Origin of the sequence: Streptomyces sp. NPDC059524, assembly GCF_042749255.1 — a bacterium.
In the GTDB taxonomy this organism is placed as follows: Bacteria; Actinomycetota; Actinomycetes; order Streptomycetales; family Streptomycetaceae; genus Streptomyces; species Streptomyces xanthii.
This window is the reverse complement of the sequence record NZ_JBHYTK010000011.1, coordinates 1-17,794: the sequence shown is the minus strand read 5'-3', so window position 1 is coordinate 17,794 and position 17,794 is coordinate 1. Positions and strand designations below refer to the sequence as shown.

At 72.2% G+C, this 17,794-nt stretch carries 15 protein-coding genes; 12 read left to right on the top strand and 3 right to left on the bottom strand.

Going from position 1 to position 17,794, the window contains the following annotated elements:
- Nucleotides 1-122: 122 nt before the first annotated feature.
- Nucleotides 123-1,322 carry a PucR family transcriptional regulator gene (locus tag ACFW9D_RS05015; protein WP_384617851.1) on the bottom strand — a complete coding sequence of 400 codons (1,200 nt, stop codon included), beginning with the start codon at nt 1,320-1,322 and terminating at the stop codon, nt 123-125.
- A 145-nt stretch (nt 1,323-1,467) separates the two neighbouring features.
- On the opposite strand from ACFW9D_RS05015, the gene ACFW9D_RS05010 reads away from it, so the two are divergent.
- Nucleotides 1,468-2,955, top strand: coding sequence for a long-chain fatty acid--CoA ligase (locus ACFW9D_RS05010; RefSeq protein WP_384617848.1), 1,488 nt, complete (start codon nt 1,468-1,470; stop codon nt 2,953-2,955).
- A gap of 54 nt (nt 2,956-3,009) precedes the next feature.
- On the opposite strand, the gene ACFW9D_RS05005 is transcribed toward ACFW9D_RS05010, so the two are convergent.
- Entirely contained in the window at nt 3,010-4,548 is a 1,539-nt protein-coding gene (locus ACFW9D_RS05005; protein WP_384617846.1) for an alpha/beta fold hydrolase, read from the bottom strand.
- 164 nt (nt 4,549-4,712) lie between these two features.
- On the opposite strand from ACFW9D_RS05005, the gene ACFW9D_RS05000 reads away from it, so the two are divergent.
- The 10 genes from ACFW9D_RS05000 to ACFW9D_RS04955 all read left to right on the top strand — a co-directional run bounded on the left by ACFW9D_RS05000 (nt 4,713) and on the right by ACFW9D_RS04955 (nt 16,193).
- Nucleotides 4,713-5,972: an ATP-grasp domain-containing protein gene (locus ACFW9D_RS05000; RefSeq protein ID WP_384617843.1), complete on the top strand. Its 1,260-nt coding sequence runs from the start codon at nt 4,713-4,715 to the stop codon at nt 5,970-5,972.
- Nucleotides 5,973-5,986: 14 nt separating this feature from the next.
- Entirely contained in the window at nt 5,987-6,817 is an 831-nt protein-coding gene (locus ACFW9D_RS04995; protein ID WP_384618069.1) for a Rossmann-like domain-containing protein, read from the top strand.
- A gap of 2 nt (nt 6,818-6,819) precedes the next feature.
- Complete coding sequence (locus ACFW9D_RS04990) at nt 6,820-7,926, top strand: PLP-dependent cysteine synthase family protein (RefSeq protein WP_384618066.1); 1,107 nt, start codon at nt 6,820-6,822, stop codon at nt 7,924-7,926.
- Complete coding sequence (locus tag ACFW9D_RS04985) at nt 7,923-8,996, top strand: dipeptide epimerase (RefSeq protein WP_384617840.1); 1,074 nt, start codon at nt 7,923-7,925, stop codon at nt 8,994-8,996. The genes ACFW9D_RS04990 and ACFW9D_RS04985 overlap by 4 nt, the downstream gene beginning before the upstream one ends.
- Complete coding sequence (locus ACFW9D_RS04980) at nt 8,993-10,252, top strand: MFS transporter (RefSeq protein ID WP_384618064.1); 1,260 nt, start codon at nt 8,993-8,995, stop codon at nt 10,250-10,252. The genes ACFW9D_RS04985 and ACFW9D_RS04980 overlap by 4 nt, the downstream gene beginning before the upstream one ends.
- An 83-nt stretch (nt 10,253-10,335) precedes the next feature.
- A complete protein-coding gene (locus ACFW9D_RS04975; protein WP_384618062.1) occupies nt 10,336-11,178 on the top strand; it encodes a class I SAM-dependent methyltransferase in 843 nt (280 codons plus the stop codon).
- A 68-nt stretch (nt 11,179-11,246) separates the two neighbouring features.
- Nucleotides 11,247-12,854: an ABC transporter substrate-binding protein gene (locus ACFW9D_RS04970; protein ID WP_384617837.1), complete on the top strand. Its 1,608-nt coding sequence runs from the start codon at nt 11,247-11,249 to the stop codon at nt 12,852-12,854.
- Entirely contained in the window at nt 12,851-13,804 is a 954-nt protein-coding gene (locus ACFW9D_RS04965) for an ABC transporter permease (RefSeq protein WP_384617834.1), read from the top strand. Before ACFW9D_RS04970 ends, ACFW9D_RS04965 begins: the two co-directional genes overlap by 4 nt.
- Before the next feature lie 56 nt (nt 13,805-13,860).
- Entirely contained in the window at nt 13,861-14,676 is an 816-nt protein-coding gene (locus ACFW9D_RS04960) for an ABC transporter permease (RefSeq protein WP_384618060.1), read from the top strand.
- Complete coding sequence (locus ACFW9D_RS04955; RefSeq protein WP_384617831.1) at nt 14,673-16,193, top strand: ABC transporter ATP-binding protein; 1,521 nt, start codon at nt 14,673-14,675, stop codon at nt 16,191-16,193. Before ACFW9D_RS04960 ends, ACFW9D_RS04955 begins: the two co-directional genes overlap by 4 nt.
- Here ACFW9D_RS04955 and ACFW9D_RS04950 read toward each other — a convergent pair.
- Nucleotides 16,183-16,584 carry a hypothetical protein gene (locus ACFW9D_RS04950; RefSeq protein WP_384617828.1) on the bottom strand — a complete coding sequence of 134 codons (402 nt, stop codon included), beginning with the start codon at nt 16,582-16,584 and terminating at the stop codon, nt 16,183-16,185. The genes ACFW9D_RS04955 and ACFW9D_RS04950 overlap by 11 nt on opposite strands.
- A gap of 150 nt (nt 16,585-16,734) precedes the next feature.
- Between ACFW9D_RS04950 and ACFW9D_RS04945 the strand changes: the two genes are divergently transcribed.
- Nucleotides 16,735-17,682 carry an esterase/lipase family protein gene (locus tag ACFW9D_RS04945; protein ID WP_384617825.1) on the top strand — a complete coding sequence of 316 codons (948 nt, stop codon included), beginning with the start codon at nt 16,735-16,737 and terminating at the stop codon, nt 17,680-17,682.
- The last annotated feature ends 112 nt before the right edge of the window (nt 17,683-17,794 follow it).

The following is a 17,794-nucleotide window of genomic DNA, read 5'->3' as shown; positions in this document are numbered from 1 at the left end:
GTCGTGGGTCGACGTCCGAAGGATCTGCCGGTCGGTGAGCGGTGCCCATGGACGAACGCGGGTCACTGGTTGGACTTTGCGGATCCCGCACGGTCGCCGCGCGATGAAATCCACCGGCTGGTTCAGCCGGCGTCGGCCTGTGCAGGAGAACGCCGCTCGGCCTTCGCCGCGGAGCTGCGTACGGCGAGGAGTGCCACGCTGACGTCGGCCGCGGTCCGGGGGGCGGAGAGGGAGCGGCCCGTCAACTCCTCGATGCGGCGCAGGCGGTAGCGGACCGTGTTGGGGTGGACGAAGAGGCTCTGAGCGGCGTCCCCGGCCGAACCGCCGGCGGCGAACCAGTGCTCCAGCGTCCGCAGCAGGCGCGAGGACTCCGCCGCGGGCAGCCCGAGCACCGGTCCCAGAACCGCCCGCATCAGGTGCGTGGCCTCCGTGGGCGCGGCGGCGACGACCATCGCCAGTGGATCGTCGTCGTACCGCACCACCCCGGCGCTCGCGCCCTGAGCCGACAGAGCCAGGCGGGCGAAGCGCAGCGCCTGCGGCACCTCCGCGAGCGACGCGAAGAGCGGACTGAAACCCACGCGCGCGCCCGACCGGCGCAGGACACGCAGGCACGTCTTCTCGGACGACGCGGCCGGCAGGGCGATCAGGCCGAGGTACTGGTCGGGCAACGACTCCCAGACCGACGGCAGTTTCGCCCGGAACAATGCCGCTTCCGTGTCGGCGAGACCCTCGCCCGTCGAAGTGACAGCCTCCGCGACGACCACCGCGTACGGTCCGTGCTCCGGCAGCCCCAGCTCGCGCGCCGCCTCCCAGAGCGTGCGGTCGGTGGTGACGCCCGCGAACAGGGACGTCACCACCGCGGAGCGCCTCGCCTGCATGCGCGAGGTCAGCTCGGTGGACGCCTCGCGGTACGCCGACGCCACCGCCTCCGCGAGCAGACCGAACAGGGACCAGAAGCGCGCGGACTCGGAGACCAGGTGGTCGTCGGTGACCTCCGGGTGACTGCGCGCCTCCGCGAGAAGCTCCGTCCACAGCAGCTCGGTGCCGATCCGGTACGCGTGCAGGGTGTCCGCCAGCGGCACGCCCTGTTCGGCGCGGGCCCGACCGGTCTGCCGGGCCGAACTCACGTCGAGGGTGCCGCCCTGCCACAGGTGGTTGAGGACGAGATCCGCGTTCGCGGCGCACGAGCGGGACAGCGACTGCCGGGTGATCAGGGAGTCGTCGTTGTAGGACGCCACGTCCGAGCGGATCCGCAGGGCCATGCGCTCGCCCAGTTCCGGGAGCCGCGACCGGAGAGCGGCGGCCACACCTGAAAGCAACATCTCTGCAGCTTAATGCCCCAGGATTGTTCTGGGAGACAAGGGAGAGGGACGGATGCTGTCCGCGGGGCCATAGGGGGTGACCCGGATCCGACTGCAAGATGTCGGCGATGTAAACATCTTGCGTTCCATGTGACGGAGGCGGGTCATGGCCAATCTGGCAGCGTTCCTCGAGGAGACGGCTCAGCGGCATCCCCAGCGCTCCGCGCTGCGCCTGGGCGAGCAGGTCATCACGTACCGGGAACTGAACGAGCGCAGTGCCCGTGCCGCCGCCCTCCTCAGGGCCGAAGGCGTCCGGCCGGGGGACCGGGTCGCCCTCATGCTGCCCAACGTTCCCGAGTTCGTCGTCCTCTACTACGGAGCCCTGCGCGCGGGCGCGGTCGTGGTCCCGATGAACCCCCTGCTCAAGACCCGCGAGGTGGAGTTCCACCTCAACGACTCGGGTGCCGTGCGGCTCTTCGAATGGCACCAGGCGCCGGGCGAGGGCGCGCAGGGCGCGGCCGCTGCCGGCGTGCGGCACACGACCGTGGAACCCGCGTCGTTCACCGCGGCACTGGCCCCGCACGAGCCGCTGTGGGACGTGGCGGAGGCCGAGGGCGAGGACATGGCCGTCCTGCTGTACACCTCCGGGACGACCGGGCGCCCCAAGGGTGCCGTCCTCACGCACGCCGGACTGCGGCACAACACCGAGGTCAACGGCATGCACATCCAGCACCTCGTACCGGAGGACGTGGTGGTCGGCTGCCTGCCGCTGTTCCACATCTTCGGGCAGGTCTGCACGATGAGCGCGGCTGTCCGCAGCGGCGCCTCCCTCGTCCTGATCCCCCGGTTCGACCCCCAGGCCGTCCTGGACGCCATCGCCCGCGAGCGGGCCACGGTGTTCGAGGGGGTGCCGACCATGTACGCCGCGCTCCTGCAGAGCCCGTCCGGCGCCGACGTCTCGACCCTGCGCATGTGCATCTCCGGCGGAGCGTCCCTGCCCGTGGAGATCCTCCAGCGCTTCGAGAAGCGCTTCGGCTGTCAGGTGCTCGAAGGCTTCGGCATGTCCGAGACCAGCCCCGTGGTCACGTTCAACCACCCCGACCGGCCGCGCAAGGCCGGCTCCATCGGCACCCCCATCCGGGACGTGGAAGTACGGCTCGTGGACGCCGCGGGCGACGACGTGCCCACGGGAGAGATCGGCGAGCTCGCGGTCCGGGGGCCCAACGTGATGAAGGGCTACTGGAACCGCCCGCAGGAGACCGAGGCCGCGATCCCCGACGGCTGGCTCCGCAGCGGCGACCTCGCCCGCGCGGACGAGGACGGATATCTGTACATCGTCGACCGCAAGAAGGACATGATCATCCGCGGCGGCTACAACGTCTACCCGCGCGAGGTCGAGGAAGTGCTCCACGAGCACCCCGCCGTGGCCATGGCGGCGGTGCTCGGTGTGCCGCACGCCGAACTCGGTGAGGAGGTCACCGCGGTGGTCGTGCTGCGCCCCGACGCGCACGCCGAGCCGGACGAGTTGAGGGAGTACGTCAAGGAGCGCGTGGCTGCCTACAAGTACCCGCGCCAGGTCTGGATCGTGGACCAGCTTCCGCTGGGGCCCAGCGGCAAGATCCTCAAGCGGGAGATCGCCGTACCGCTGGGCTGACCGCGCGTCCGACGAGCAGGAAGCCGCCCGGGGGCCAATGTCAGGGAGCCGACGTCAGGGAGTCGGCAGTCCCGGGCCGGTGCAGTGCACGTCCGTCCGCGGCGCCGTCCCGCCGATCAGGTACGCGGCGGTGGCCCGGTCCACGCACGCGTTGCCGCGGCTCGCGAACACGCCGTGCGAGTAGTCCTCATGGAGGGTGATCAGGCGGGAGCCCGGCAGCCGGTGCCGTAGTTGACGTGCTCCTTCGATCGGTGTGACGGGGTCGTGCTCGGAGGCGACCAGGAGGACGGGCGGCGCTGCCGGGCTGCCGAGCGGGGTGCGCCGGTGGGGCCTGTGGTGCCAATAGGCGCAAGCGGCGGCCTCCCAGCCGGTCAGGACCGGCTGCGGGTCCTCGCGACGGATGCGGTGCAGGTCCGCGATGACGCGGGACGGTGTGGGGCCGGGGCCGTCCGCGCACTTCACCGAGCGGTTGGCGGCTTCGAAGGTACGTGAGCCGGGGTTGCCGAAGGGTTCCGCGGGGCGCAGCCCGGCCACGCCGCCGTCCCGCAGGTAAGCGCGGACGCCGTCCGCCAGCGGGGCCCAGCGCTCGGTGCGTCCCAGGGCCCGATACACGGCTCGGTCGAACTCGGCGGGCCCGAAGCCGTCCTGGGGCCGGGCGGCGAGCCCGCGGCGGGTCCGCTCGTAGGCGGAACGGACCGCGGCCGCGTCGCCTCCGAGGCCGAAGCGGTTCTCGTGCCGGGCGGCCCAGGCGAAGAACACCTCGCGCTGACGCAGGAGTTCACGACTCTGCCGCCCGTCGAAATCGTGCCAGTCCCACGGGCCGACGACGCTGTCGAGCACCATGCGGTCGACGCGGTGCGGGAACCGGGCGGCGTACGCGGCGCCGAGGTAGCTGCCGTAGGAGACCCCGAGGAAGCTGGTCCGCGGCTCGCCGAGCGCGGCGCGGACGGCGTCCATGTCGCGGACGGTCGCCGCGGTCGAAAGGTGCGGCAGGGCGTCCGCCACGCCGATGGCGCAGTCGTCGGCCATGCGGTCGAGGGAGGCGAGATACGTCTTCTCCGCGGCCTTGCCGACGGGCACGGGGTCGGCGCCCGGACTGTCGAAGAGCCCGCCCGTCGCGCCGCAGTCGGCGGGGGCGCTGTGCCCGCTGCCGCGCGGGTCGAAGCCGATGACGTCGTACGCGCGCCGCACGCTCTCGGGAAGCTTGGCCCGCTTGGTGACCGCGTAGGGGAGTCCCGAGCCGCCCGGCCCGCCGGGGTTGACCAGCAGGATGCCGCGCCGTTCCCCGGCCGTACCGGAGGCGGGCACCCGCGAGACGGCTATGCCTATCCGTTTGCCGCCGCCCGGATCGTCCCGGTCGAGCGGTACGTCGAGCGTGCCGCATTCGACGCGGTCGGGCGCCGGCGGCGTGGGCACCGACTCCGGGCAGGCGCCGAAGCGGATCGTGGTCGAGGGGTGAGCTCCGGTGTGCGTCTCGGCGGTATCGGTGCGTGGCGCGGGAGCTGCCCGGGTGGGCGTGGAGAAGGTGGCGAGGGTGGCGGCTGTGGCGGTGAGCGCGCACAGGACGCGGCGGGATCGAGCGGCAGGAGTCACGGGAGTCGCGTTCCAGGAGGCGGGGTGCCGGCGCGGAGTCGCACCAGCGAGATGACAATGAAAACGATTGTCGATAAGGTCCCTCTCGGTCAAGCCGGTGCGCGGGCCGAACGCCACCACCGGCGAGGCCGAGCTGTTCAACCACGCCGAAAAAGGGGGCTGTTGTGGCACAACTTCTGATGGTCGAGAGCTGGGTCGGGTCCATGAGCAGACTGCTGCCACGGGCCGTGCGAGAGGCAGGCCACGAGTTCACCTTCCTCACCCGCGACCTGCACCACTACCTGCGCTCCGCACCCGAGGGCACCGCCCATCCGCTGCTCGGGGCGCGCCACGTGCTCACTGCCGAGACCAACGAGACCGACGCGCTCCTGACCTTCGTCGAGCGGGCCCACGCGGCGCTGCGGTTCGACGGCGTGATCACCTCGTGCGACTACTACCTGCCGACGGCCGCACGGATCGCCGACCGTCTCGGCCTGCCCGGGCCCACCGCCGAGGCCGTCGAGACGGCCTGCCGCAAGGACGCCACGCGTCGCGCGCTCGCCGCATCGGGAGTGCCCGGACCACGCTTCGCCCGGTGCGCGAACCTGGCCGAGGCCGCCGAAGCGGCCCGGGGGATCGGCTATCCACTGGTGCTCAAGCCCGTGGACCTGTGCGCCGGCATGTTCGTGCGCCGCGTCGACGACGAGACCGCGCTCACAGCCGCCTACCGGGCGCTCGCCGACTTCCCCGTCAATGCCCGCGGGCAGCGCCGGAACCCCGCCGTCCTGCTCGAAGAATTCCTCCAAGGGCCCGAGGTCAGCGTCGAGACCGTGTCGTACGCCGGGAGCGCGCGGGTCGTCGGCGTCACCGACAAGAGCGTGGGCGGGGCTCCCGCCTTCATCGAGACCGGCCACATGTTCCCCGCCGCGCTCCCGGCGGCGGACATCGAAGCCGCCGTGGACACGGCCGTACGGGCCGTCAAGGCACTCGGCCTCGACGAGGTCGTGGCCCACACCGAGATCAAGCTGACCGCCGACGGGCCGCGCGTGGTGGAGGTCAACCCCCGGCCCGCGGGCAACCGCATCACCGAGCTCGTCCGCCACGTCACCGGCATCGACCTCGCCGCCGCGGCGGTGGACGTGGCCCTGGGACGGCAACCGGATCTGAGCCGCCGGCCCACCGGCCTGAGCAGCGCCGCCATCGGCTTCCTCGTACCCGACCGCGCCGGAACGCTCACGGCGATCGACGGGTCCGACCAAGTGCGGTCGGCGGACGGACTGTTGGAGCTCCAACTCGCCGAGCCCGGCAAGGCCGTGAAGGTCGCGGGCAGCAACAACGAGTACCTCGGCCACGTCATGGCCGGTGACGCGGACGGGCCCGGCGCCCGCGACCGCGTCGAGACCCTGCTCACCGCACTCCGTCCCCGCGTGGAGGCCGTCCGATGACCATCCTCACGGACATGGGCGAGCCGGCCGTGCGGGCCGTCGCCTCCTCGTACGACGACCTCGTCCGGGCCGTCCTGGCCGGGGAGTTCGGCCCCGACCCGCGGGGTGAGCGGATCTCGGTGGCGTTCACCACGCGGCAGGCGGTACGGCACGAAGGACGCAGCGGCGGCTACCGCAACGAGGTCCTCAGCCTGCGTCTCGGCGAGGCCGTCGGCTCCTGCGCGGTCGAGCCCGGGGAACTGCCGGACGGCGCCGTCGAGGAGTGCGTCGGCGCGGACATCGCCGGGCTCCTCGGCCATGAGCGGCTTCCGGTGCGGGTGGCGGCGCTGGACGCGTATCTGATGCGCGCACGCCCGCACGCGCCGGAGCAAGGAGCGCGGCCCTTCCCCCTGCCGGCCGGTACGTCGATCGAGAAGTCGCGGGTACGGGCCCGGGCGGTCGTGGACCTGATCGACACGGAGCCCGGGGCCACCGTGCTCGTCGTCGGCGTCGTCAACTCCCTGCTCGAGGCACTACGGGCGCGCGGACTGAGGTACGTGCCCTGCGACCTCAAGGGCGGCACGACCGAGTGGGGCGAGCCCGTCCGCACGGACGCCCTCGCCGAGCTGGACGCCTGCGACCTCGTGCTCGCCTCCGGAATGACCCTCGGCAACGGCACCTTCGAGCCGCTGCGGGAGCACGCCCTGCGCCACGACAAGCCACTGGTGATGTTCGCGCAGACTGGCAGCGCGGTGCTGCCCCGGCTCATCGGCGCCGGAGTCAGCGCGGTCTGCGCCGAGCCGTACCCCTTCTTCTGGCTCGACGGCGGCCCGGGGACCCTTCACCGCTACGGAGCCGCGCGGTGACCCTGACCACCACCGCCACCCGACACCGCCCGCGCGCCAACCGGGAACTGCTCCGCCTGCTCGGCGGCACCCCGATCGCCCGCGTCACCGTCGACCTGCCCTGCCCGCAGCCCGGCTTCTGGGCCAAGCTCGAAGGACTCGGCGCCGGCGGCATGAAGGCGAGGGCCGCCGTCTCCATGCTGCTCGGCGCCCGGGAGCGCGGCGAACTGCGCCCCGGCGCCCCGGTCGTGGAATCGACCTCGGGCACACTCGGCATCGGCCTGGCCTTCGCCGGTCAGGCCCTCGGCCACCCCGTCGTCCTGGTCGGTGACAGCGAACTGGAGCCGTCCATGCGGCAGTTGCTGCGCTCCCACGGTGCCCGTCTCGAACTCGTCGACCGCCCGGCCGTGCACGGCGGCTGGCAGGCCGCACGCCTGGCCCGGCTGCGCGAGCTGCTGGCGGAACTTCCGGACGCGTACTGGCCCGACCAGTACAACAACCCCGACAACACCGCCGGATACGCGACGCTCGCCGCCGAACTGGCCGCCCAGCTCGATCATCTGGACGTCCTGGTGTGCAGTGTCGGCACCGGCGGGCACAGCGCGGGCATCATCGGCCCGCTGCGGCGGCACTGGCCGCACCTGCGGCTCATCGGCGTCGACGCCACCGGCTCGACGATCTTCGGGCAGCCCGCGCGGCCCCGTCTGATGCGCGGCCTGGGCAGCAGCATCCATCCGCGCAACGTCGCCTACGACGCCTTCGACGAGGTCCACTGGGTGGGCCCCGCCGAGTCCGCCGACGCGTGCCGCCGCCTCGCCGCCGGAGCCTTCGTCAGCGGCGGCTGGAGCACCGGCGCCGCCGCCCTCGTCGCTGCGTGGGCCGCCCGCGTCCACCCGGGAGCCGTGGTCGCCACCGTCTTCCCCGACGGGCCGCACCGCTACCTGAACAGCGTGTACGACGACGACTTCGCCGCCGCCCACGGCATCGACCGGGCCACCGTCGCCTCCCGCCCCGTGGAGATCCCGCACCCCCGGGCCGTGGAGGCCACCGGCTGGGCCCGGTGCCGGACCGTCACCGACCCCCTCCGCACCCCGCACCCCCTTCCCACCCCCACGGAAGAGCACCAGTGAAGACCAGCCTGCGCACCACACGTCTCCAGCTGACCGAACCCCTGCGCATATCCCGATCCACCATGACAGCCCGCGACGCCGTGTGGCTGACCGTCGAACACGACGGACAGCACGGTTACGGCGAGGCCGTCAGCAGCGTCTACTACGGCCTCGACGCCGCGGCCCTGGAACGGCTCCTGGACGTGGAATCGGAATGGCTGGGCGGCTTCGCCGACCCCGAGAGCGCCCTGGAAGTCCTGAGGGACGCCGGGCGGCCGGGCGTGCCACCGAGCGTGACGGCGGCCGTGGAGTCCGCGCTGCTCGACCTGGTCGGCCGGCGAGCGGATCGTCCCGTCCACCGACTCCTCGGCCCCGGAGCCCCACCGGAACCACCCTCCGCCCCGACCGCACGCACCATCGGCATCACCTCGCCCCAGCACGCCGCAGCCCAGGCCGCCACGCTGTCCCGATCCGGATTCTCCCTGCTCAAGATCAAGGCCGGCGCATCGGATCCGGCCGACGACCTGACGCGCGTAAGGGCCGTGCGAGCCGCCGCACCCCAGGCCCGCCTCCTTCTCGACCCCAACGGCGCGTGGAGCTTCACCACAGCACTCCCGCTCCTGGGACAGTACGCCGAGCTGGGCGTCGAAGCCGTCGAGCAGCCGCTGCCGCCCGGCACACCGGACGACCTCGCCCGGCTCGCCGAAAAGTCCCCACTCCCGATCATCGCCGACGAGGACGCCGTCGACTTCGAGGACGCCCGACGCCTCGCCGGGCGTGTCCACGGCATCAACGTCAAGCTCGCCAAGTGCGGGGGAGTGACCGCGGCCCTGCGCATCGCCGAGCTGATCGCGGAGTCCGACACCGCCCTGATGCTCGGCTGCCTGACGGCGAGCACCCTCGGCATCGCCCCCGCCGTCCACCTCGCCGACCGCGCCCGCTGGGTCGACCTCGACGGGCACCTGCTGCTCGCCGACGACCCGTGGACCGGCATCGGCGGCGCCGACGGGACCGTACGAGCAGGTCGAGAACCAGGACTCGGCGTGCGCCCACGCCGGCGCGACGAGCCGCGGCGGGCCGAACCGTGCTGAACACCTGGCGCGCCCTGCGCGGCTTCCCGCTCGCCATCCGGCTGCTCCTGGTCAACCAGCTCGGCGTCAACACCGGCTTCTACCTCCTCGTCCCCTACCTCGCCCTGCACCTGAGCGACGACCTCGGGCTCTCGGCGGCGGTCGTCGGCATCGTCCTCGGCGTACGCAACCTCAGCCAGCAGGGCCTCTTCCTCATCGGAGGCTCGGCCTCGGACCGGCTCGGCGCGCGCGGCGTCATCATCGCCGGATGCGGCCTGCGCACCATCGGCTTCGGCCTGTTCGCGCTCGGCGACGGCCTTCCGGTGCTCCTGGCCGCCTCCGTGCTCAGCGGGCTCGCCGGCGCCCTGTTCAACCCGGCCGTCCGCGCCTACCTCGCCCTGGAAGCGGGGGAGCGCAAGGCCGAGGCGTTCGCCCTCTTCAACGTCTTCGCCACCACAGGAGCCCTGATCGGACCGCTGCTCGGCAGCGCCCTGCTCCTGGTCGACTTCCGCACCTCCGCGCTCACCGCCGCCGGGATCTTCGCCGTCCTCACCCTCGCCCAGGCGCTCGTGCTCCCGGCCCGCAAGGTCGCGCCCAGCGGCAACACCGTCGTCGCGGACTGGCGCGAAGCCGTCGCGAACCGCGGGTTCATGGCCTTCGCCCTGGCCATGGTCGGCCTGTTCACCATGGAGAACCAGCTCTATCTGCTGCTCCCGGACGGTGCCCGGCGCGCGACCGGCTGGGACGGCGCGGCGGGGATCGTCTTCCTCGTCGGCACCCTCACCAACCTCGCGCTTCAGCTGCGCGTCACCCGCGCGTTGAACCGGCGCGGCAGCAGGGCGCGCTGGATCAGTGCCGGGCTCGCCCTGATGGGGCTGTCCTTCGTACCCCCCATGGCGGTGACCCTGTACGACGGCGCGGCCGGCGGACTCACGGACGCGGCACTGCGCGCCGTGCCCGTCCTGGCCGGAGCCCTGCTGCTCTACCTGGGCGTGATGATCGCCCAGCCGTTCGTGATGGAACTGATCCCCGACTTCGGACGACCCGAGCTCACCGGCACCTACTTCGGCCTGTTCTACGTGGTGTCGGGCATCGCCGCCGCCGTCGGAAACACGGTGATCGGCTGGGCCATGGACGCCGGCGCGCACGCCGGTCCGCCCTGGCTGCCGTGGGCGTGCTGCCTGACCATCGGCCTCACCTCGGCGGGCGGCGTGGTCTGGCTGCACCGGCGCCACGTCCTGCCCGCACCGCCCGCACCCGTACCGGCGACAGCATGAGCGAGCCACGCATGACCACGACCTCCGAGATACGCGAGCCGACCCCGGTCTCCGACATATGTGAGTCCGGCACGGCCTCCGAAATGCGCGAGCCTGCCACGACCTCTGACACCGCCGAGCCCGCCACGGCCTGCGGGACCGCCGCGAACCTCCTCACCGACAACCCCGAGCTGTACGAGGCCCGCTTCCCCGACCCCGACCGGCTCGCCGGGCGCTGGGCGGAGGACACGCTGCGCAGCCACGGGGCGGGGCAGCGCGTCCTCGACCTCGGCTGCGGCACCGGCCGGGACGCCGCCCATCTGCAGCGTGCGGGCCGCACCGTCACCGGCGCCGACCTCTCCGAGGCCATGCTGACGTACGCCCGCACCCACCACCCCGGACCCGACTACCTCGCCGCGGACCTCCGCGAATTCGCTCTGGCAGACCGGGAGTTCGACGCCGTGGTCTGCCTGGACAGCGCCCTCCTCTACTGCTACACCAACGCCGAACTCGACGGCTTCCTGCGCTCCGTCCGACGCTGTCTCGCCGCAGGCGGGCTGCTCGTCGCGGAGATGCGCAACGGCGCGTTCTTCCTGGGCCGCACCGATCTCCTCAATGCCCCGCGCGTCGACGCCTTCACCTGGCGGGGCACCGCCTACCGCTCCACGACGACCCTGTCCGTGGACCGCACCGCGCAACTCCTGCGCCGCACCCGGGTGTGGACCGCCCACGACGGGTCCGCACCGGTCGAACAGCGTTCCGCCTGGCGGCTGCTCTTCCCGCAGGAACTGCGCCACGTGCTCGCCCGCCACGGCTTCGAGGTGCTGGCCCTGTACGACGGCCCGGGCCCGCGCACCGATCCTCCCTGGCGCGAAGGCGCGGCGCCGGGCGCGGCCACGGACGCCGACCGGCTCCACCTCGTCGCCCGCCTCCTGCCCACCGACTGAACTCCCGGCGGGGCCCCCACCGCGCCCCGCGCCACGACTTCTACCGTCCGCACAGCAGGGAATCCACCATGAACGACATACGCCCCACCGGCCTGCCCCGCACCGACGCGCGCTTCCCCGGACTGCGCCGCCGCGGCTTCCTCGCCGCCACCTCCGGCGCCGTCGGCCTCGGCGCGCTCGCCCTCGCCGGATGCAGTTCCTCCGGCTCCACCGACACCGCTGCCAAGGGCGGCGGAAAGCCGCAGCGCGGCGGACGGCTGCGGGCCGCCTTCGCCGGCGGCGGGGCCAGTGAGACCCTCGACCCGCACGCGAGCAACCTCTTCGCCGACGTCGCCCGCGCCAAGGCCCTCTTCGACAAGCTCGCCGACTACGGCGCCGACCTCTCCGCCCAGCCACGCCTCGCCTCCGGCTGGGAGGCCGGCGCGGGCCTGGACCGCTGGAAGGTGACCCTGCGCAAGGCCACGTTCCACGACGGCAAGCCGGTCACCGCCCAGGACGTGCTCTACAGCTACCGCCGCATCACCGACCCGAAGAGGGCGTTCCGTGCGAAGGCGGATCTGGAACCCGTCGACCTCGAGGCGAGCCGGGCCTTGGACGAGCGGACCGTCGAGTTCGTCCTCAAGCGGCCCACCGCCGGATTCCCCAACGTGCTCGCCGCGTTCGGCGCGTACATCGTCCCCGAGGGCGCCGAACGGTTCGACCGGAAGCCGGTCGGCAGCGGCCCGTTCCGCTTCGTCTCGTTCGCGCCCGGCAAGTCCGCCGTCTTCCGGCGCAACACCGACTACTGGGACGGCGCCCCGCACCTCGACGAGCTGGAGATCGTCGTCGCCAACGAGGAGTCCGCACGCGTCAACGCGCTCCTCGGCGGCCAGGTCGAGTACGCCCACGAGCTGAACCCCACCACCGGCCGCGCCCACGAGGGCAAGGGACAGATCGAGATCCTGCGGCTGCGCAACAGCGGCATGCAGGCGTTCGCCATGAAGACCGACCGCAAGCCCTTCGACGACCGGCGGATCCGCGAGGCGTTCTTCCTCATCGCCGACCGCGAGGAGCTCGTGCAGGGCGCCCTGTCCGGTGCGGGGGAGATCGGCAACGACCTGTTCGGCAAGGGGTACGAGTACTACGCCGACGGACTGCCGCAGCGCGAACAGGACCTCGACCGCGCCAGGTCCCTGCTCAAGAAGGCCGGCGCCGAAGACCTCACGGTCACCCTCGACACCTCACCGGTCGCCGCCGGATTCCCCGAAGCCGCCTCCATCTTCCGCGACCAGGCCGCCAAGGCCGGCGTCACCATCAAGGTCAGGACCGGCAGCAAGGACAGCTACTGGACGGACATCCTCGACAGCGGCACCCTCTGCTCCTACCGCTCCGGCGCCATGCCCATCGAGACCCACCTCTCCCAGCGCCTGCTCACCGCCTCCACCACCAACGCCACCCACTGGCGGCACAAGGACTTCGACGCCCTCTACCGGCAGGCCCAGTCCACCAAGGACACCGGGCAGCGCACGGCCGTCTACCAGCGCATGCAGCGCCGTCTGTACGCCGAGGGCGGCTTCCTGATCTGGGGCTTCGCCGACTGGATCATCGGCACCGCCCGCACCGTCCGCGGAGTGGAGACGGACGCGCCCGCGAACTCCCTGGACTGGGCCCGCTTCGACAAGGTGTGGCTCGCGTGAGCGGACTCACCGCCTGGACCGCCCGGCGGCTGCTGCTCGGTGCGGCGCAGACGGCGGCCGTCGTGCTGCTCGTCTTCGCCCTCACCGAGGCGCTGCCGGGCGACGCCGCCGTCGCACTCGCCGGGGACCAGCCGGACCCGGCGCGGATCGCCGTCATCCGGGAGTCGATGGGCCTGGACCGGCCCGCCGTGGAACGCCTGGCCGACTGGACGTCCGGCCTGCTCCACGGCGATCTCGGCACCTCACTCGCCTCCGGCCGCCCCGTCAGCACGTACATTGCGGACGGCTTCGGGCCGACGCTGCTGCTCGCCACGCTCACCGTCCTGCTGCTCGTGCCGCTCAGCGTCGGCCTCGGCGTGCTCGCCGCCCGCCACGAGGGCAGGCTCGCGGACCGGCTCGTCAGCTCCGTGACCCTGGGGCTCTACGCCGTACCGGAGTTCGCCTGCGGAGTGCTCCTGATCACGGTGTTCGCCATCCGCCTCCAGTGGCTGCCACCGACCGCCGTCGGCTACGGCACCGACCTGATCGCCCACCCCGCCGCCCTCGTCCTGCCCGTCCTCGTCCTGCTCTCCCGCCCGGTGTGCACCCTCGCCCGACTGGTGCGCGCCGGAATGATCGACGCCCTCGCCGCGCCGTACGCGGCCCAGGCCCGCCGCTACGGCATCTCCGGCGCCCGTATCCGCTACGCCCACGCCCTGCCCAACGCCGTCACCCCCGCCACTCAGCAACTCGCCCGGACCATCGACTGGTTGCTGAGCGGAGTCATCGTCGTGGAGGCGCTCTTCGTGATCCCCGGACTCGGCACCGTACTCATCAACGCCGTCGCCGAGCGGGACATCCCCGTCGTGCAGGGCCTCGCCGTCGTCTTCGGCGTCCTCACCGTCGTCCTCAACACGGGCGCCGACCTGGTCGCCCGCCGCTTCGCACCACGAGGGGAGGTCGCCGCGTGAAGACCCTCACCGGTGGCGACCGCGGCAAGGCCGGAGCGAAGCCCGATGACGACGTGATGCGGCGTTCGCGTCCGCGCCACGTCCTCGGCGCCCTCCTCGTCGGCGTCCCCCTCGTCCTGGCCCTGCTCGGACCCCTGTTCGCGGGTGAACCGGGGCCGCGTGCCGCGTCCTTCACCACAGGCGGCGGACACTGGCTGGGCACCGACTTCGTCGGCCGGGAGGTCTGGCGGGAGGTACTGCTCGGCGGTCGGTCCGCCGTCCTCGTCGCCCTCACCGCGACGGCCCTGGCCTACCTGGTGGCGCTGCCCCTCGGTCTCGTCAGCGCACTCACCCACCGCACCTGGCTGGAGGAGCTGCTCATGCGGCCTCTCGACGTGCTGCTGGCGGTGCCCTCGCTGCTCATGGTGCTGCTCGTCGCCGCCGTCCTCACCCCCGGGGCCGTGGGCCTCGCGCTCCTCGTGGCGCTCGTCAACATCCCGGACGCGGCCCGCATCGTCCGCGCCGCCGCGGCGGAGGCCGCGTCCCGGCCGGCCGTCGAGGCCCTGCGTCTGCAGGGCGAGACGTGGTGGCGCACCGCCGTCGGCTACGTCGGCCGCTCGACCACCCGCGTCCTCGCCGCCGACGCGGGCGTCCGCTTCACGGGTGTGCTCTACCTCGTGGCCACCGCCGCGTTCCTCGGCGTCGGCGTCGAACCGGACGCGTCCGACTGGGCGGTGATGGTCGACCGCAACCGCACCGGCCTGTTCGTACAACCCTGGGCCGTGGTGGTGCCCGCCCTGCTCATCGTCGCCCTGACCATGGGCGGAAACCTGCTCGTCGACTCCGTCCTGGAGCACAGGAAGAGGTCCCGGATGAAGAGGCGCCCCGCATGAACGCGAAGACGGAGACCGTCGCCGAGATCAGGGACCTGTGCGTCGACATCGACGGGCGCAGGATCGTGGACGGGGTGAGTCTTCGGGTGCGGCCGGGCACGGTCACCGCCCTCGTCGGCGCGTCCGGAAGCGGAAAGACGACCACCGGGCTCGCCCTGCTCGGTGAGTACCCGGACGGTGCCCGCGTGAGCGGCGAGGTGCGCGCCCCCGAGGGCTTGGTCGGCTACGTCCCCCAGCATCCCGGAGCCGTCCTCAACCCGGCCCGCCGCATCGACGCCCTGCTCACGGACATCGCCCGCGCCCAGTCCCGACACCTTCCGAGGCGCGAGCGCCGCGCGGCCGCCGAGGAGCGCGTCCTCAAGGCGTTGGCTGACGCCCAACTACCAGATGCGGACGCCCTCTTGAAGCGATATCCACACCAACTCTCGGGCGGGCAGCAACAGCGTGTCGTGCTCGCCCAGGCGTTGCTGCTCGGCGCGAGGGTCGTCGTCGCGGACGAACCCACCACCGGCCTCGACCCGCTGACGAAGCACCATGTGGCCGACCGACTGAGGTCGGTGGCCCGGCAGGGCATCGCCGTGGTCCTGCTCAGTCACGACCTGGACGTCGTACGCGCCCTCGCCGACGAGATCCTCGTCCTGCGCGACGGCCAAGTGGTGGAATCGGGACCGGCGGAGCGCATCTGGCTCGCGCCCCGCCACCCCTACACGCGGGAACTCCTTGCGCAGGGCACGGAGTTCGCTCCCGAGGAACGCCATGATCCGGGCGGCACGGTCCTGCACCTCACCCACCCCGGCCTCCAGGCCCGACACGGCCGCTCCGTGGTGCTCCGCGTGCCGGAACTCACCCTGCGGGCGGGGGAGTGCCTGGCCGTCGTCGGCCGGTCCGGCAGCGGCAAGACCACACTCGGCCGCTGCCTGGCCGGACTCCACCGCGACCACGACGGCACCCTCACCCTGGACGGCTCCCCGCTCCCGCGCAGCCTGCGCACCCGTACGCGGGAGCAACTGGCCGCAGTGCAGTACGTCTTCCAAGACGCGAAGGCCGCCTTCGACGAACACCGCACGGTTCTCGACCAGGTGGCCCGCACGGCCGTCCGGCTCCGTGCCCTCACCGAGGCGGACGCCCACGCCGAAGCGCTGACGACGTTGACCGGTCTCGGGCTCACCGAGGAACTCGTACGCCGCAGGCCCGGCCGCCTCTCCGGCGGCGAACTGCAACGCGCCGCCCTCGCCAGGGCCCTGCTCGCCCGGCCACGGGTCCTGGTGTGCGACGAGATCACCTCGGGCCTGGACGCCGTCACCCGCCGCGCGCTCCTCGACCGGCTGGCGAGCCTCCTGCACGACCGGAACGAGGACCTGTCCCTGGTCCTGATCACCCATGACCTCGACACCGTGTCGCTGGCCACCCGGATCGTCGTACTGGACGACGGTGAGCCGGCCGAACAAGGCACCGCGCAACAGGTGTTGGCAGCCCTCGATCGACGAGGCGAGCGGAGCGGGGCGGTCACCACATGACCTGATGGAACTCCATCGTGCCGAAGGTCGCGACGTCCATCACGTAGCTCCACAAGGCGAACCGCCGCTGATCGGTGCGGCGGTAGGTCTTGCCGAACCCGTTGTCGAGGATCTCGGTCCAGCCGTCGCCCTGCCCGTAGTGCGCGAACAATCGATCGTTGCGGCGTGACGCGTCCTCTGCGGACTCCGCCGGCGTCTGGTAGATCACCGCGTGCAGCCGGTCGTGCCAGAAAGTGAGGAGCAGCCGGCCGCCGTCGACCACATAGGTGTCCACGACCGCGTCGGGAGCCTTTTCGTGAGGGCGCGACGACTCGAGTTCGCCGGGGACCCGCACTTCGTCGGCGGCACACAGCAATTCCAGCAGCGGCAGGTCATCCATCGGGCGGTCCATGAGGGGCCACCCTAGTAGTCCTCGACGAGTTCGATTCGGCCATCTCGCTCGTACCGGTGACGAACCGATCACCCCTGTTGGATACTGCCACTATCCAATCGATGGAGATGCTTCTCTACAGGGGGACTCGTGAAGCGAACCGGCATTCCCATGCCCAGATACGTCAGCGCCGTCTGTGCCGCCGCCGCGGCGACGGTCTTGGCCACCGCCACCTCGGCGGCGGCGGAGACCGGCCCGGAACAGGACAACTTCCTTCCTGTCATGGTCCATTCCATCCTCCACCTCGACATCGATCCGCCCGGTGCCAACGACTGGAACTGCCGGCCCAACGCCGCCCACCCGCGTCCGGTCGTCCTGATCCACGGCACCTACGAGAACCGCTACAACAACTGGGCCCGGATGTCCCCCGAGTTGAAGGCTCAGGGCTACTGCGTCTACGCCCTCGACTTCGGCGACACCGACGACGCCGCGGTGGCTCTCGCCCCCACCGTCAAGGGTTACGGAGACATCAAGGAGTCCTCCAAGGAGCTTGCCGCCTTTGTGGACAAGGTGCTCGCTGCCAGCGGCTCCGGGCAGGTCGACCTGGTCGGCCACTCCCAGGGCGGCACCCTGGCCCGCTGGTACCTCAAGGCCGACGGCGGCGCGAACCCGGCCGACCCGTCGAAGAACAAGGTCAGGAAGGTCGTCCAGCTCGGCGCGACCAACCACGGCACCACCATGAGCGGCATCTCGACCCTCGCCGACAAGCTCGGGATTCTCGAACCCGGGCAGGTGTCCGTCGGCAAGGCCGGCGTCCAGCAGTACGAGAAGTCCGACTTCATCAAGGAGCTCAACGCCGACGGTGACACCGTCCCCGGGGTCGACTACACCGTGATCGCCACGAAGTACGACGAGATCACCACCCCCTGGCAGAGCACGTTCATGACGGCGGGCCCCGGAGCGACGGTGCAGAACGTCACCTTGCAGGAGGGCTGCCCGATCGACCTCTCCGCCCACCTCAGCATGTCGTACAGCCCGCGCGCGATCGGACTCGTCGAACGGGCCCTGGACCCCGCGGCCCCGGCGGCCCCCTGTGTGCTGAGGGCGCCGGCCTTCTGATTCCAGCCCCCCAAGTCCGCTCGGCAGAGGCTGTTTCGTGGGCGAGGCCGCGTCCCGGCCCGCGTGTCCACATCACCCCCGGCCGGGACCCGGGCGCGGACGACCGCCACCA